General features: G+C 60.9%; 12 protein-coding genes. 2 read left to right on the forward strand and 10 right to left on the reverse strand.

What is annotated here, in order from left to right; translation table 11 throughout:
* Nucleotides 1–239 precede the first annotated feature (239 nt).
* Entirely contained in the window at nucleotides 240–1,805 is a 1,566-nt protein-coding gene (cueO, locus tag K1W69_RS15900; protein ID WP_220229418.1) for a multicopper oxidase CueO, read from the forward strand.
* Between the two features lie 16 nt (nucleotides 1,806–1,821).
* On the opposite strand, the gene K1W69_RS15905 is transcribed toward cueO, so the two are convergent.
* From K1W69_RS15905 to K1W69_RS15920, 4 genes are all read right to left on the reverse strand, one after another.
* Entirely contained in the window at nucleotides 1,822–2,649 is an 828-nt protein-coding gene (locus K1W69_RS15905) for an ABC transporter permease (protein ID WP_258571135.1), read from the reverse strand.
* Nucleotides 2,650–2,654: 5 nt separating this feature from the next.
* Nucleotides 2,655–3,458 (reverse strand): ABC transporter ATP-binding protein, encoded by an 804-nt coding sequence (locus K1W69_RS15910; RefSeq protein WP_220229419.1) that lies wholly within the window; start codon nucleotides 3,456–3,458, stop codon nucleotides 2,655–2,657.
* A gap of 4 nt (nucleotides 3,459–3,462) precedes the next feature.
* Nucleotides 3,463–4,470 (reverse strand): ABC transporter substrate-binding protein, encoded by a 1,008-nt coding sequence (locus K1W69_RS15915; protein ID WP_220229420.1) that lies wholly within the window; start codon nucleotides 4,468–4,470, stop codon nucleotides 3,463–3,465.
* 113 nt (nucleotides 4,471–4,583) lie between these two features.
* Nucleotides 4,584–5,522 (reverse strand): LysR family transcriptional regulator, encoded by a 939-nt coding sequence (locus K1W69_RS15920; protein WP_220229421.1) that lies wholly within the window; start codon nucleotides 5,520–5,522, stop codon nucleotides 4,584–4,586.
* Between the two features lie 160 nt (nucleotides 5,523–5,682).
* Here K1W69_RS15920 and K1W69_RS15925 point away from each other — a divergent pair, with 160 nt between their 5' ends.
* On the forward strand, nucleotides 5,683–7,890 hold the full coding sequence (locus K1W69_RS15925) for an arylsulfatase (protein WP_220229422.1): 2,208 nt from the start codon (nucleotides 5,683–5,685) through the stop codon (nucleotides 7,888–7,890).
* A gap of 314 nt (nucleotides 7,891–8,204) precedes the next feature.
* Here K1W69_RS15925 and K1W69_RS15930 read toward each other — a convergent pair whose 3' ends face one another.
* The 6 genes from K1W69_RS15930 to K1W69_RS15955 all read right to left on the reverse strand — a co-directional run bounded on the left by K1W69_RS15930 (nucleotide 8,205) and on the right by K1W69_RS15955 (nucleotide 14,495).
* Nucleotides 8,205–9,506 (reverse strand): NAD(P)/FAD-dependent oxidoreductase, encoded by a 1,302-nt coding sequence (locus tag K1W69_RS15930; RefSeq protein ID WP_220229423.1) that lies wholly within the window; start codon nucleotides 9,504–9,506, stop codon nucleotides 8,205–8,207.
* Between the two features lie 166 nt (nucleotides 9,507–9,672).
* Nucleotides 9,673–10,146: an Lrp/AsnC family transcriptional regulator gene (locus K1W69_RS15935; protein WP_220229992.1), complete on the reverse strand. Its 474-nt coding sequence runs from the start codon at nucleotides 10,144–10,146 to the stop codon at nucleotides 9,673–9,675.
* A gap of 48 nt (nucleotides 10,147–10,194) precedes the next feature.
* Nucleotides 10,195–10,959: an SDR family NAD(P)-dependent oxidoreductase gene (locus K1W69_RS15940; RefSeq protein ID WP_220229424.1), complete on the reverse strand. Its 765-nt coding sequence runs from the start codon at nucleotides 10,957–10,959 to the stop codon at nucleotides 10,195–10,197.
* The gene (locus K1W69_RS15945; protein ID WP_220229425.1) at nucleotides 10,956–12,491 is read right to left on the reverse strand and encodes a class I adenylate-forming enzyme family protein; all 1,536 of its coding nucleotides are present in this window, start codon (nucleotides 12,489–12,491) and stop codon (nucleotides 10,956–10,958) included. The genes K1W69_RS15940 and K1W69_RS15945 overlap by 4 nt, the downstream gene beginning before the upstream one ends.
* A complete protein-coding gene (locus K1W69_RS15950) occupies nucleotides 12,488–13,513 on the reverse strand; it encodes an ABC transporter ATP-binding protein (RefSeq protein ID WP_220229426.1) in 1,026 nt (341 codons plus the stop codon). Before K1W69_RS15950 ends, K1W69_RS15945 begins: the two co-directional genes overlap by 4 nt.
* Nucleotides 13,491–14,495: an ABC transporter ATP-binding protein gene (locus K1W69_RS15955; protein WP_220229427.1), complete on the reverse strand. Its 1,005-nt coding sequence runs from the start codon at nucleotides 14,493–14,495 to the stop codon at nucleotides 13,491–13,493. Before K1W69_RS15955 ends, K1W69_RS15950 begins: the two co-directional genes overlap by 23 nt.

Raw genomic sequence — 14,495 nt, forward strand, 5'->3', positions numbered from 1 at the left:
AGCCACGGCCCCATGGACATAAATTTGCGGAATTCACCCAACGGCGTTCACCCTTGCAGCCTGCTGGATAGATGGGGCCTTTCGGCCGTTCAAGAACTGACGCGACGCCGGCCGGGAATCAGATTTACACCAACTGGACGGGAAAACGCCAGCGCTCCGCCCCCACGGATAAGCGCAGTAAACTCCGGTTGAGAAACCTGTTATAAAGCACCCATCGGGGAAGTCATGGGGCGCGCATCGTGAGATTGATCAACAGAAGAGAGATGCTTGCCGCGAGCGCAGGCGCTGCGGCTTTGCTGGCCGGATCGCCGCTGGCGCGACGCTCGGCGTTCGCCGCGGAAAGACCCGCGCTGCCGATACCCCGCGAGTTGCGTCCGGGGCCGAATGGCGAAGTCCGGCTCAACGCCAGTCCGTCATCGGTGGAATTCCTGTCCGGCGTCAAGACGCCTACTTTCGGAATAAACGGTCCCTATCTCGGACCGGCGATACGCGCGCGAAGCGGCGAAACTCTGCAGATGCGCGTTCACAATGGACTTGCGCAGGACCTCACCATGCACTGGCATGGTCTGAAAATTCCCGGAGACGTTGACGGCAGCCCCTATAACATTATCAGGCCCGGCGCGAATTGGGATATTGCTCTTCCGATCGACCAACACGCCGCCACCTGCTGGTTTCACCCGCATGTCTATCCAGCCACGGCTGAACTCGTCATCAAGGGCCTCGCCGGCCTCTTCCTGATCGATGACGAACAGTCTGACGCTCTTCCGCTGCCCTCCACATGGGGCGTGGACGACATCCCGGTGATCATCCAGGACCGTCATTTCAATTCAGACGGCGCGTTCTTTCATCGCTTCAATCTCGCCGCCGTCACCACAGGATATGTCGAAGACGTGGCCCTGATCAACGGCGCTGTGTACCCGCAGGCCAAGACCGCGCGCGGCTGGATCAGATTGCGGCTCCTGAATGGATCGAATGCGCGCAGCTACCGGCTGGCGATCTCCGACGACAGGCCGTTCTTCGTAATCGCCAGCGACGGCGGCCTTCTCGAAGAGCCAGTCCGCCTCAGTGAACTGACCATGTACGCCGGAGAACGCTACGAAGTGCTGGTGGATGCTCGCAACGGCAATCCGTTCGAGCTTGTCACGCGCCCCGTAAGCCAGCTCGCCATGAACCTGCCGCCTTTCGACACCGACCTGCCCCTGGTGACATTCGTCCCGGACGGCGCGGACGGCCGAGGCCGGCTTCCCGACGCCCTGGTTCCATTGGAGCCGCTGGACGTCAATTTGCCGCCGGTCAGCCGCAACTTCGTGATGAACATGAACCTCGACGACCAGGGCATGAAACTTTTCAGGGAAGCAGGCCTGATGGCCATGAACAAGTCCGGCAAGTCCGACGCCGAAACTCTCAGGAAAGTCCGCGCCCTTTTGTATGACGGGCCGCCCTTGTCCCTGTCGCAACAGCTCTCCGCAAACGCCGTCAACGGCAAGTCCTTCGCCCTTAACGAGGTCTCCGACAACGCGCCGATCGGCGTCAATCTTCGCTGGCGGCTTTCCGAAGGAGACGACAGGATGCTGCATCCCGTCCACATTCACGGATGCCAGTTCCGGCTTCTGTCCATCAGCGGCAAGCAGCCCCCGGCGCATATGCGCGGCTGGAAGGACATCGCGCCGGTGGAAAAAGGCGGATTTTGCGATATCCAGGTGGCGTTTCGCCATCCGGCGTCAAGGCAATACCCCTTCATGCTCCATTGTCACATCCTGGAGCACGAGGATTCGGGAATGATGACGGATTTCACCGTGTCCTGATCGATTGTCGGAGGCGTCAGGTCACCGAAGCGGCGTCCCAGCGGATGACGATCTTTTCCAGTACAGAGACGATCGCAAAGCCGGTGATTGCGATAAACGAGGCCGTCAAGATGCTGGCGAAGAGCCTCGGCGTGTCGAACTCGTACATGCTTTGGATCAGCAGATAACCGATCCCGTGATTGGCGCCGATCCATTCACCGACGATCGCGCCAAGCACGCACATCGTCACGGATATCTTCAAGGCGGAAAAGATGTAGGGCAGCGCGCTCTGGAGCCGCACCCGCATGAAGACTTCCGTTTTCGACGCCGAAAGCACGTGCATCAGTTCGACGAGTTGCGGATCAACCGCGCGGAAGCCGCGCACCGCATTGACCAGCGTTGGAAAGAAGCAGATCAGAGCTGCGACGACGACCTTCGGCTCGATGCCGTTTCCAAGCATGATCTTCAGAACCGGGGCGATGGCGACGATCGGTATCGTCTTGATGATGATCGCGACGGGATAGAACATTTCCTCGATCAGTTTCGCGTAGACGAACGAGGCGGCGACCAGGATCGCAATGCAATTGCCAAGCAGGAAGCCCAGAAAGGCCTCGGTTATGGTCGGCACGGAACTGGAGGCGAGCAGGGCGAAATCGTTGCGCACGGCGAGAGCGACATCGCTCGGCGCCGGAACGAGGTAAACCGGGGTCTCCAGAACCCAGATGAGGAATTGCCACAGCGCAAGCAGTACGAAGAGACCGAGGAGACCCATCACGACGGGCCGCGCGACGCCGGCGAACTGTCCGATCGAAGCGAAGACCGTCATGTCCGACGTCTTGACGTCGCTGGTGTTGGCGATGCTCATTCGTCTTATCCTTCGTCCAGCAGGGCGCGGAGCGCCGCCACATACCGGCCAAGTTCGGGCGCGTCCTTCAGTTTCTGATTGCGCTCTTCGGGCAGGTCGATGTCGAGTACGCCGGCGATGCGCGAAGGGCGGCGTCCCATGACGACGACCCGCTGTGAAAGAAACGCCGCCTCCTGCAACGAATGGGTGACGAAAACGACCGTCGTGCCGCTGCGCTTCCAGATCTTCAGCAATTCGATATTCAGCATGTCGCGCACAAGCTCGTCGAGCGCGCTGAAGGGCTCGTCCATCAGCAGAATACGCGGTCGCGTCACAAGCGCCCGCGCGATCGAGACGCGTTGCTTCATGCCGCCGGAAAGCTCGGCGGGAAGCGCATTTTCAAAGCCGTCGAGTTCGACAAGGCGAAGCGCCTCGGCCGGATCCATCGCCTGGTCGCCGGCCGCCGAGGCACCGCCCACCTTGAAGGGCAGGCTCACATTGTCGATAACCGAGGCCCACGGAAGCAGCGTTGGCTGCTGGAACACCATGCTGAACTGCCTGGCCCGCCTGGCCTTCTCCGGAAGCGCGCCCAATACCTGCACGCGTCCCTCCGTCGGCTTGATGATGTCGGCGATAACGCGAAGCAGCGTCGATTTCCCGCAGCCGGAATGCCCGATCAGGGTCAGGAATTCTCCATCACGGACATCAAGCGAAATCCGGTCAATCGCCCGAACCTGGTTCTGGCCCTGTCCGAACGTCACCGACACATTCTCGATTTCAATGGCGGGCGTCGCCGGGATGTCGTCAAGCTGCATGGCGGCTTCGGCCATGATCCTACCTCTTGGTCAACTCGGTCTGGTCGAGAATGCTGGAATCGAAGACGTCGCCGGTCTTCAGTTCGCCGATCTCGCCGATCTTGGCGTAGAGATCCAGAGTGCGCTGCCAGCGGTCCTTGTCGACATTCGCAAAACCGTATTCGGCGGTATCTTCATTGTAGATATAACCGCCGTCAAGCATCACCTTCAGCGCCGCCGCCTCGGCTTCCGGCCGCAATCCTTCCGCGGTGGCGGTGACGATTTCGATCGCTTCTTCCGGATGGTCGGCGACGTAGGACCATCCCTTGTCGACGGCCTCGAGGAACGCCGCCAGCATCGCGCTGTCATTCTCGATGGTCTCTGTGGTGGCGATGTAATAATTGGACTGGAACTGAAGCCCGTTGTCCCAGATGCTCTGGGTATTGTATCCGCCGGGATGATTGGCGATTGGCTCGAGCGTGGCGAGATTTGTCGGCCACGAGGCGACAACGTCCACCTGCCCCTGCATCAGCGCCGGTATCTGGGCCTGTACGAAGGTTATGTCGTCGATCGACAGCCCGCTGTGATCGAGCAGGGCTTTCACCTGCGGCAGACCGGTCTGGCTGGCGCCGATGCGTTTGCCTTTCCAGTCGGCGACCGACTTGACGCCGGTTTCGCCAAGCGAATAGAAAGTCAGCGGCGCGACCTGGAAGGACGCCCCGAAAGACTTGATCGGCAGACCCTTGTCGGCGGCGTACATGATTTGCGGCGCATAGGCGTGCGCGATGGTCGCAACGCCCGCCAGCGTTTCCTGAACGGTGTTGGTGCTCGGTCCGCCGGGAAGTATCTCGACGTCCAGTCCCATGTCCTTGAAAAAGCCTTTCTCCAGCGCGACGATTTCTCCGGCCGCCGCCGCATTCGGCAGCCAGGCAAGCTGGAACTTGACGACCTTGTCTGCGGCTTCCGCCGACGAAATTTGGGAAACTGCTGCGATCGTCGCCACGGCGGCGGCGCTTGTCAAAGACAGAAGTCGACGGCGAGAAATCATCTTGCTCTCCTTTTAGCCAAGTGAAGGAATTGCCCAATTTCCAATCACATTAGTGGAGAGCGGGACCATTCATCTCATATCTTTTCTCGCAATCGCCATTACACTTGGTTATGTCAGGCCAATGGCGTGGGTATCGCCGTATGCTCATCGAGCACATCTTTCATTGCGGTGAGGACGCCATTGATGGGCGGCAGCCTGTCCAGCCCCTTCCGGTACACGAATCCCATGTCGAATTCGTGGACGGTCTGCGGAAGGTCGAGCACCTTGAGGCCGCTACCGATTGGACTTCTTGCGATCATCTCCGATTCGAAAAACAGGTAGCCGCCTGAGCGAACGAGTTCGACGCAGGCGTAGATCGAGCTTGTCTCGATCATGTTGCGCGGCGGCGGCGCCTCCATAGATTTCAGGAACCCGGACAGAATTTCCATGATGTCGGTCGTGGCGACAAAGGATACGAAAGGGTACTCGACGATCCGGCCGGGATCGATCGGACCTTCGACCCTGGCGAGCGGATGGTCCGGAGAACACATGATCGCCATTCTGGCCTTCGTCAGCGACTTGCGCACATAACCCGGAAACTGGTTCTGGCGGATGAGCGCGCCTGCGAACACATCGATCCGTCCGAGGCGCAGATCCTCGATCATCCGGTCGACCGATCCGGTCTGGATCATCACCCGGTGCCGGGGATAACGGCGATGAAAGCGCGGCAGGGCCGCGGGCACCACTGTCGACGTCCACACCGGTCCGGTGCCGAGCCGGATCGTCGACTCCTGGTCGGAGATGGCGTTCTGGATTTCCTGCAGCGCATGTTCGTATTCCAGCCCGATCGTTTGGGCGTGATTGAAGAACCTGCGGCCGGCTTCGGTCAGCTCCGTCCCGCTTGCATGTCTCTCGAACAGCCGGGTGCCGAGCATCACTTCCAGCTTCCTGATATTCTTGGAAAGCGCGGGCTGGGAGATTCTGAGCCTTTTGGATGCCCGCGTGATGCCTTTGTCTTCGGCGACGGCGACGAAATGCCGGAGCAAGGTCAGGTTTGGTACTTCGAAAGCCACGGGATGCGATCCGTCCGGGTCATAACCAAATGGAATTAGCGACGGTCACAATTCTATTGGCCCGCAGGGACCCTTTGTCAATTATCGGGGCCGGGGCAATCCGTCCTGCAATCGCGGTGAACGGATCCATGGCGGCAGATCGACAGAATGGAGCACAGGCGTGACCGAGAAGTTCAAAGGCAAAATCGCGGAGACTTTCGACGGATCGGAACCCTGGTGGCCTGAAAGGAGCAGAGGAAAATCGCCGAACATCATCACGGTCGTTTTCGATGACACCGGCTGGTCGGATTTTGGCTGCTACGGCTCGGAAATCAGAACGCCGACCATCGACGCCCTCGCCGCAAAGGGTCTGCGCTACACCAATTTCCACGTTACGCCGCTGTGTTCTCCGACCCGCGCCTGCCTGATGACCGGCAAGAACCATCACCGGGTCGGCATGCGCTGTCTCGCCGACACCGACACCGGATTTCCGAATGGCCGCGGCAGCATTCCCCAGGATACGCCGCTTCTGCCGGCAATGCTGAGGGACCGCGGCTACGGCGCCTACATGATCGGCAAATGGCACCTGACGCCGGCCCACGAGATCACGCCGGCCGGTCCGTTTTCCAACTGGCCGGTCGCTCGCGGCTTCGATCGCTACTACGGCTTTCTCGGCGGCTGCACGGACCACTATGCGCCGGAGCTGTGCCAAGACAACCATTCCATCGATCCGCCATTGGACGACGGTTATCACCTTACGGAGGATCTCTGCGACCGGGCGATTCACTATCTGCGCGACCATGCGAGCTGCCGCGGAGACGAACCAGTTTATCTCAACATCTGCTTCGGTGCGACGCACGCGCCGATCCAGGTGGAGCGACGTTATATCGACCCCTACGTAGAGGTGTTTGAGAAGGGTTGGGACACGGTTCGGGAAAACCGGCTTGCCCGTCAGAAGACGCTCGGCCTCGTGCCGGAAAACACCGAACTCGCGCCGCGCAATCCGGAAGTGCCGGCCTGGGATACTTTGAGCGACGACCAGAAGACCGTTTACACGAGACTTCAATCGGCTTTTGCCGGCTTCCTCGAACACGCCGACGAGCAGCTTGGCCGCGTGGTGGCGGAACTTGAGCGCCTCGGCATGCGCGAGGATTCGATCATCGTCGTCATCTCCGATAACGGCGCAAGCCGCGAGGGCGGAGACCATGGCGCCGTCGACACCAATGCGCCCTATTCCGGTCGCCCGGAAACGGTCGAGGAGATGATGGCGAAGCTCGACGATGTCGGCGGACCGGCGGGTCCGGCGCATTATCCGCAAGGCTGGGCCACGGCGGGAAACACCCCTTTCAGGCGCTACAAGCAATATGTCGAACTGGGCGGCGTGCGCTCGCCGCTGGTCGTCAACTGGCCGGCGGGCATCGCAAATCCCGGTGAAGTGCGCGACCAGTTCCTGCATGTCGTCGATCTGGCTCCTACGCTTCTGAGCCTCAGCGGCGAAGTGATGGAAACCGATTTCGACGGCGAAGACTTCTCCGCCACCTTCGCCGACGCGACGGCGTCGACCCGGAATGTACAATACTGGGAGATGTTCGGCAGGCGCGCGGTCTACGCCGACGGCTGGAAGGCCATCGCTACCCATGAAAAGGGCGAAGCCTACGAACAGGATGAATGGACGCTCTATGACACAAGCGAGGATTTTTCGGAAACCAGAGACCTTGCCGGGAAAAACCCGGAACAGCTGGAAAGACTGAGGGCGATCTGGAGCGAACAGGCGGCCGCCAACGAGGTGTGGCCGCTCGACGACCGGACGCTGGTCGATATCATCAAGTTCCGTCAGCCCAACGGCCTGATGGCGCGCGACGAGATCACTCTTTACCCCGGGCAGGGTCATCTGGCCCAGGTCAGCATGGTGACGGCGTCAGAGCGGTCGATGGAAATCACCGCGCATTTCTCGAAGCCGGTGGGGGCCGATCATCCCGGAGGCGTTCTCGTCGCCAGCGGCGACCGCAATGGCGGTTACGCGTTCTACATCAAGGATGGAAATCTGCATTTCGAGCATGTCAGACTCGGCGATCGCGTCACATTGAGCGCGCCGTCAGACGAACCGGTCCATCGCTGCAGCGTGGTGATCCATGTCGCCGACGACCACTCCGCCAGCGCCATCCTGTTCGCGAACCGCAAAAGGCTTGGCCAGCGCTGCATTCCCCTGGTGTCCACCCATCTGTCCTTCTGGGGCCTGGACGTCGGCCGGGACGCGGGCATTCCCGTAAGCGACGCCTACACAGCGCCCTTCCCCTTCCCCGACACGGAGCTCGACCGGGTGGTCATGCGTTTCTATGAGTCCATAACGGCGGAAGAAATCGCGATGGTGCTGGAAGCTGCAGAATAGCACAAACCGGTTTCGTCACCCGGAGAATTGAACAAAAGCAGAACATAAGGGCTGAATTGTTCGGCATTTCGTGCTATGGTCGGTTCCGCTCGCAAATCGGCGTCATCGGTTGTCTGCGCCCGTGAGGAAAGGTGAAATTCCGGATTCCCGAAACAAAGCCAGATTGGTGAAAAGTCGCAAAATCACAGAATCCCGAAACAAAGCCAAATCCAGGAAAAGTGGCGAAACGCAGATTCCCGAAACAAACCCAGATACCCGGAGGCGGCTGTGGTATTTATATAAGCTATTGATTTTAAATTATTATTTTACTCTGATTATTTTCCGGACGCGTCACGCCAGCGATAATAGCGAATGGATTGAGACAGAAACCACGGGTTCCCCGTATAGAAAGGCCGGGTGGAAAAGCGGGTCTTGTCGAGCGGCGTATCGCCCTCAGGGCTGCCCAGCACCTTCTGGCCGGCTTTCATTCCGAGATAGGTCGCCGTCGCGATGCCGGAGCCGCAATAGCCCATGGCGTAATGCATCCCGTCATGCTTGCCGACATGCGGCATGGAATCGAACGTGAAATCGACAAAGCCCATCCAGGAATGGCTGATGCGCACATCGCTGATCTGCGGAAAAAGGGAAATCAGCTCTTTTCGAAGCAAGGGCGCGCTTGTCTGAGCGTTGGTCTCCGTCAAGGAGACGCGTCCGCCGAACAACACCCTGCGTCCGTCCGGCGACGCGCGGTAGTAGTAAACGACCTTGCGGGAATCCGTCACGATGCGGTCGTGGGGAAATATCTCGCGAACGGTTTCCGGCGCAAGCTCTTCTGTTGCGATGACGTAGCTGCCGATCGGGATCACGCGCCGGCGCAGCCATGGCGTCACAGCCCCGGTGTAACCGCTCGTGGCGACAATCACGTCGTCGGCGAGCACCGTCCCCTTCGCGGTCTGCAGCCGAAAGCCCTTGCCCTCGCGGCGAATATTCTCGACGCGGCAACGGGAGACGAACCGGGCGCCGGCGGCCTTGGCGCGGTCAACCAGCCCGTTCTGCAGTTTGGCCGGATCCAGCGCCGAGTTCATCGGCAGAACCGCTCCCCCGTAATAGGCGTCCGATCCGATTTCGCTGCACTGATCTGCGGGCGACACCATGTGCGCCTCCACCTCCAGCCCCTTGGTCTGGTTGGCGTATTTTCTGGCCATCGCCTCGTATTGTGCGGGATTGTGGGCGGCGAAGAACTTGCCGTTCGGCCGATAATCGCAATCGATCTCCTCCTGCACGATGAAATCGCGCAGGAATTCCGTCGACCGCATGCCTTCCTGAAGTATCCTGAGAGCAAGGTCTGCGCCGTATTTTCGGGTCAGCGACGACAGCGACGGCTTGAGCGTATTGCTGATCTGTCCGCCGTTGCGCGAGCTGCAGCCCCAGCCCGGCTGCTCAGCGTCCAGAACCAGCGTCTCGCGACCGCCCCGGGCCGTGGCGATCGCCGCGCAAGACCCGGTATAGCCCCCGCCGACGATCGCCACCTCCGTTCTGGCGGGAAGATCTCGCTCGGGCGCCTCCGGCGCGGGACTGGCGTCCCACCAGTAGGGCCTGTCCTTGTAGTCTTCGGTGAAGATTTGCTGCATCGGCATTGTCGATGACACTCTCGTGGCCTTGCTCGGAATCGCCTGGCGTTCATTGACGATTAGCCCTTCCCGCCAGAGACGGCAATCGGGTCCGTGGAGCAAATCTCACAACATGTTCAGTTATTCAGGATGGCCGGCAGCACATGCATGGCGAGCGGTCTCCGCGAAGGCGTCAGCGCAGTTTGGTTTCCGCGTAATGCAGGGGGAGCTCGGTCGTCGACTTGATCGTCTCCATGGCGAACATGCAGTTCACGTCGCTCATGTCCACCTTTTCGATCAGGCGCTTGTAGAACGCGTCATAGGCCTTGATGTTCGGCAAGGCGACGCGAATCAGGTAGTCGATGTCTCCGCTCAACCGAAAGAAATCGACCACTTCGTCCATGTCCGAGACCGCCTTCTCGAACTTGTCGAGCCAGGCCCTGTTATGCTGGTTGGTGCGGACCGCGATGAACGCGGTCACATCGACGTTCAGCTTCACGCTGTCCAGCAGCGCCACCCGGGAGCGGATGAACTTCTCTTCTTCGAGTTTCTGAATACGCCGCCAGCAGGGCGTCGCCGACAAGCCCACGCGACTTGCGATCTCGGTCGCCGGAAGCGTGCAATCCTTCTGCAGCAGCGCCAGGATCTTCTTGTCAATATCGTCAATCATTGTGACGTCTCCTCCCGTCCGGCGCGGCGTCGCCGGTCCTTCTCATCACAGTCGCTGGCCGCCCGAAGCGTCAACGCATTGCCCTGTAACCCAACCGCCGGCCGATGAACACAAAAACAGAGCCACGGCGGCAACGTCCTGCGGGTATCCGACACGACGAAGCGCAATCGTGTTCGCCGTCGCCTTTGCCCTTTCGGGATCTTCGTCGAGCCGGTTCATATCCGTGACCGTGGCGCCCGGCGCAATGGCGTTGACCGTGATCCCCCGAGGCCCCAGATGATTGGCCAGGAGTTCTGTCAGGGATTCCAGCGCCGCCTTGGAGGGCGCGTAGATCGCCATCTTCGGAAAGGCCATCCGCGTGCCCATGGAAGACGTGTTGACGATCCGGCCGCCGTCACGCAGCGCCGGAGCCAAAGCCTGGGTCAGGAAGAAAGGCGCGCGGAAATTGACGCCCATCACGCGGTCGAAGATGGCCGGATCCACCTGTTCGAGCGTCAGCCGTTCGCCCAGGCCCGCATTGTTGACCAGGATGTCGAAGGCGCGTGCGCCGGTCGCCGCCTCCACCTTGTCGAGAAAGGCGTCGGCCAGTTTCTTCGGCCCGTCGGGGTCGGCAAGATCCGCCTGCACCGTGAAACCTTGCCCGCCTTCAGCTTCGATCCGGCTCAGGGTTTCGCGCGCGGCGACCTCGTTGCCCGAGTAGTGCACGCCGACCAGCGCGCCACCCCGCCCAAGACCCACGGCGATCTCCGCGCCAATACCACGGCTCGAGCCCGTTACAAGCGCAACCTTGCCTTCAAAGTCCTGGTTCAAGCTGTTTCTCCAAATTCGGCGGCGACGGACCAGCCGCCATCGGCTTCCAGCGCAGCGGCTTTCTGGATCAGCGCTCGCCGGTCAATCTTGTTCGTGCCCGCAAGCGGCAATTCCAGAGCGAAGAGCACACGGCGCGGATGCTGGTAGGTCGGCCCGTTCTTCAGGGCGTAGTCCTTGACCTCCTGCGTGGTCAGCGACGCGCCCTCGGCCGGCACGATGAAGGCGACCGGCATTTGACTGCGTTCCTCGTCGGCCAGCGGCACCACCACGGCCTGGCGTATCTTCGGGTGGGTCTCCAGCATCTTCTCGACCTCGCCGGGATAAATGTTCTCGCCCGCGCATACGAACATGTCGTCGGCCCGGCCGACGAAGAAATAGAACCCGTTTTCGTCACGCCGCATCACGTCGCCGCTGTAATACCAGCCGTCGCGAAAGACGGAGGCGGTCTTTTCCGGCATGCCGCGATACCCGGCCATCAGGCTCGGGTTTTTCATCATCAGAACGCCTTCGTCATCGCGTTCTCCGTCGACCAGCTTCACCATCGAGAGATCGACCGGATAGCCGAGCGTCACCGGTGGATTGGGCAGGCCGTCGGGGTGGAGCCCGAAGATCGCCGGACCCGCTTCGGTGGTGCCATAGCCGAAGCCCATGAAGGCGTTGGGGAAACGGGACTGGATTCGCTGCGCCAGACCTTCGGTCATCGGGGCGGAGCCGAGCAGTATCTTGGTCAGCTTCGAAAAATCCAGGGTTTCGAGCAGATCCTCGTGCCTCAGAAGCCTCGCGAACATGGTCGGCACCGCGGTCACGCCCGTGACTTCATATCTGGACAGGTTCTCGAGATATTTCCTGTCGTCAAAGCTGGGCATCAGCACAGTCGACGCGTTGTTGGAGAAAGTCGTCTTCAGCGAGAAAAGCCCGTTCATGTGAAAGAGCGGTTGCGCGATGATGCCTCGTTCTTCAGGCGTCGCCACGCCGGTTGACCGGGCTTCAAGAGCCCAGATCTGCGAATGATGGCTGAGTTCCACACCCTTGGGCCGACCCGTGGAGCCGGAGGTGTAGAGTATCTGAGCGATATCGTCGGGCGCCACGTCCACCGTTTCGAATGCGCCGGGTTTGATCGCTTCGGCAAAGCTGTCGTCCCCTTCGCTGTCGAAGTTCAGATGCGGCATGACTTCAGGGATCAGGCCTGCGCCCATCGTGTCAACGAAAGCGAATACGGTTTCTGAATCCTGCAGAACGAAGCGGATCGTTTCGGGCGGCTGCTTGGTGTTGACCGGCACCGCGACGAAACCCGCGCGCATGATGCCGAAATAGCAGGCGGCGTATTCGGCCCTGTTGAGCGAAAGGATCGCAACAGAGGCGCCCTTCTTCAGACCCAGGTCGGTCAGGTAATTGGCGACGCCATTGGCCAGAGCGTCCACCTCCGCATGGGTCCAGATTTTCGCCGGCTCCGTCCGCGCGTCGACAAGAGCCACGCGGTCCATACCGCCATCGTGATCGACGAGATCGCCAAGATTGGTCCAGGTCTTCATGTAGAGGCTCCCTCATGGTGAGCAGTGGCTGTTTCGGGCAATGAGGCCACGGGGATATCCCCGGCCTCCATCCGCTCCGCCAGATCGAAATGACAGGAGATGCGGTGTTCGCCGGACACACGCCGCAGGATAGGTTTCTCCGCCCGGCAGCGATCTTCCGCAAAGGGACAGCGTGTGGAGAAGGCGCAACCCTTGGGCAGGTTCGCCGGGCTGGGCAGATCGCCCTGTAGCATGAACTTCTTGCGTTTCCGCATCTCTTGCGGATCGGCGACCGGAGCCGCGGCCAGCAGCGCCTTGGTGTAGGGATGCGCCGGCTTTTTCCAGATCGTCTCGGCCGGGCCGGTCTCGACCACGCTGCCCAGATACATGACCAACAGCCGGTCGGCTATGTGCTGGACCATCGTCAGATCGTGCGAGATGAAGAGATACGACACACCCAGCTCGTCCGACAGATCCTGAAGCAGGTTGATGACCTGGGCGCGGATCGACACGTCAAGCGCAGAGACCGGTTCGTCGCAGACCACCAGCTTGGGATTGAGTGCGAGCGCCCGCGCGATCCCGATGCGCTGGCGCTGCCCACCCGAAAACTCATGCGGATAGCGCGGAGCCGCGTCGGGCGGCAGGCCGACCTGGGACATCAGTTCCGCCACACGGGCCTTGACCTCGGCCGCGGGACGACCCGCCACCTGCAGGGGCTGCCCGATCAGCGCTCCGACCGTGCGCCGCGGGTTGAGCGAGTTCATCGGATCCTGAAAGATCATCTGCATCTTGGACCGGATGGGCCGCATCTCCCGCTGGTCGATTTGTGTGATGTCCTTGCCGTCCAGAAAGATGCGCCCTTCGGTCGACGGCGTCAGGCGCATCACAGCCTTGCCAAGCGTGGACTTGCCGCAACCGGATTCGCCTACGAGACCGATGGTCTCGCCCGGTTCGATCTCGAAGCTGACGTCGTTGACGGCATGAATGGTGCCTCCCGAAGTCTCGTAGTCTACCGTCAGGCTACGCACGGACAGGAGCGACATAGCTTTCCTCCATTTCTTCAGCGAGGAAACAGGCGGCCTTGCGGCCATTCTCAAAGGTTTCGAGAGGCGGGTATTCCGTTTTGCACCGGTCAAACACCAGGGGGCAACGGTTGGCGAACGCACAGCCTTCGGGCAGATCCGCGAGGCTTGGCACCACGCCGGGAATTTCCACAAGCCGATGGCGCCGTTCGTCGTCAGGCTTGGGCGTCGCGCCGATCAGCCCGCGCGTATAGGGATGGCGCGCATCGGAAAAGAGCGCGTCTATTCCCGCCTCTTCCACCTTCTTGCCGGCGTACATGACTGTCACCCGGTCGGCGACGCCGGCGATGACGCCAAGATCGTGGGTGATGAAAATCATGCCCATGCCGCTTTCCGACTGGATCTCTTTCAAAAGCTCCACGATCTGCGCCTGGATCGTCACGTCGAGCGCGGTCGTCGGCTCGTCCGCGATCAGCAGCTTCGGCTCGCAGGCGATCGCCATGGCGATCACGACACGCTGGTTCATGCCGCCCGACAATTCGTGTGGAAACGAGTCCAGCCGCCGTTCGGCGTCGGGAATGTGCACCCGCTCCAGCAGGCTCAGCGCGCGCTTGCGGGCCTCGGCCTTCGAGACGCGGAAGTGCTTCCTGATCACCTCGGCCAACTGAAAACCGACCGTGTAGACCGGGTTCAGCGAACTCATCGGGTCCTGGAAGATGATCCCGACCTCGCGACCGCGGACGGCCTGCATTTTGCGCTCCGAGAGCTTCGTCAGGTCGCGCCCTTCGAGTTTTATCGAACCGCCGACGATTTTCGCAGGCGGCGTCGGCAGAAGCCCCATGATCGCCAGCGAGGTCATGGATTTGCCACAGCCGGATTCGCCGACGAGCCCGAGCGTTTCGCCCCGGTCGACGCCCAGCGACAAGCCGTTGATCGCCTTCAGATCGCCCCGACGGGTAAAGAGCGTGACGCGCAGGTCCTCGATTTCGAGAAGTCTTCCCAT

Origin of the sequence: Flavimaribacter sediminis (genome assembly GCF_019492055.1) — a bacterium.
In the GTDB taxonomy this organism is placed as follows: Bacteria; Pseudomonadota; Alphaproteobacteria; order Rhizobiales; family Rhizobiaceae; genus Flavimaribacter; species Flavimaribacter sediminis.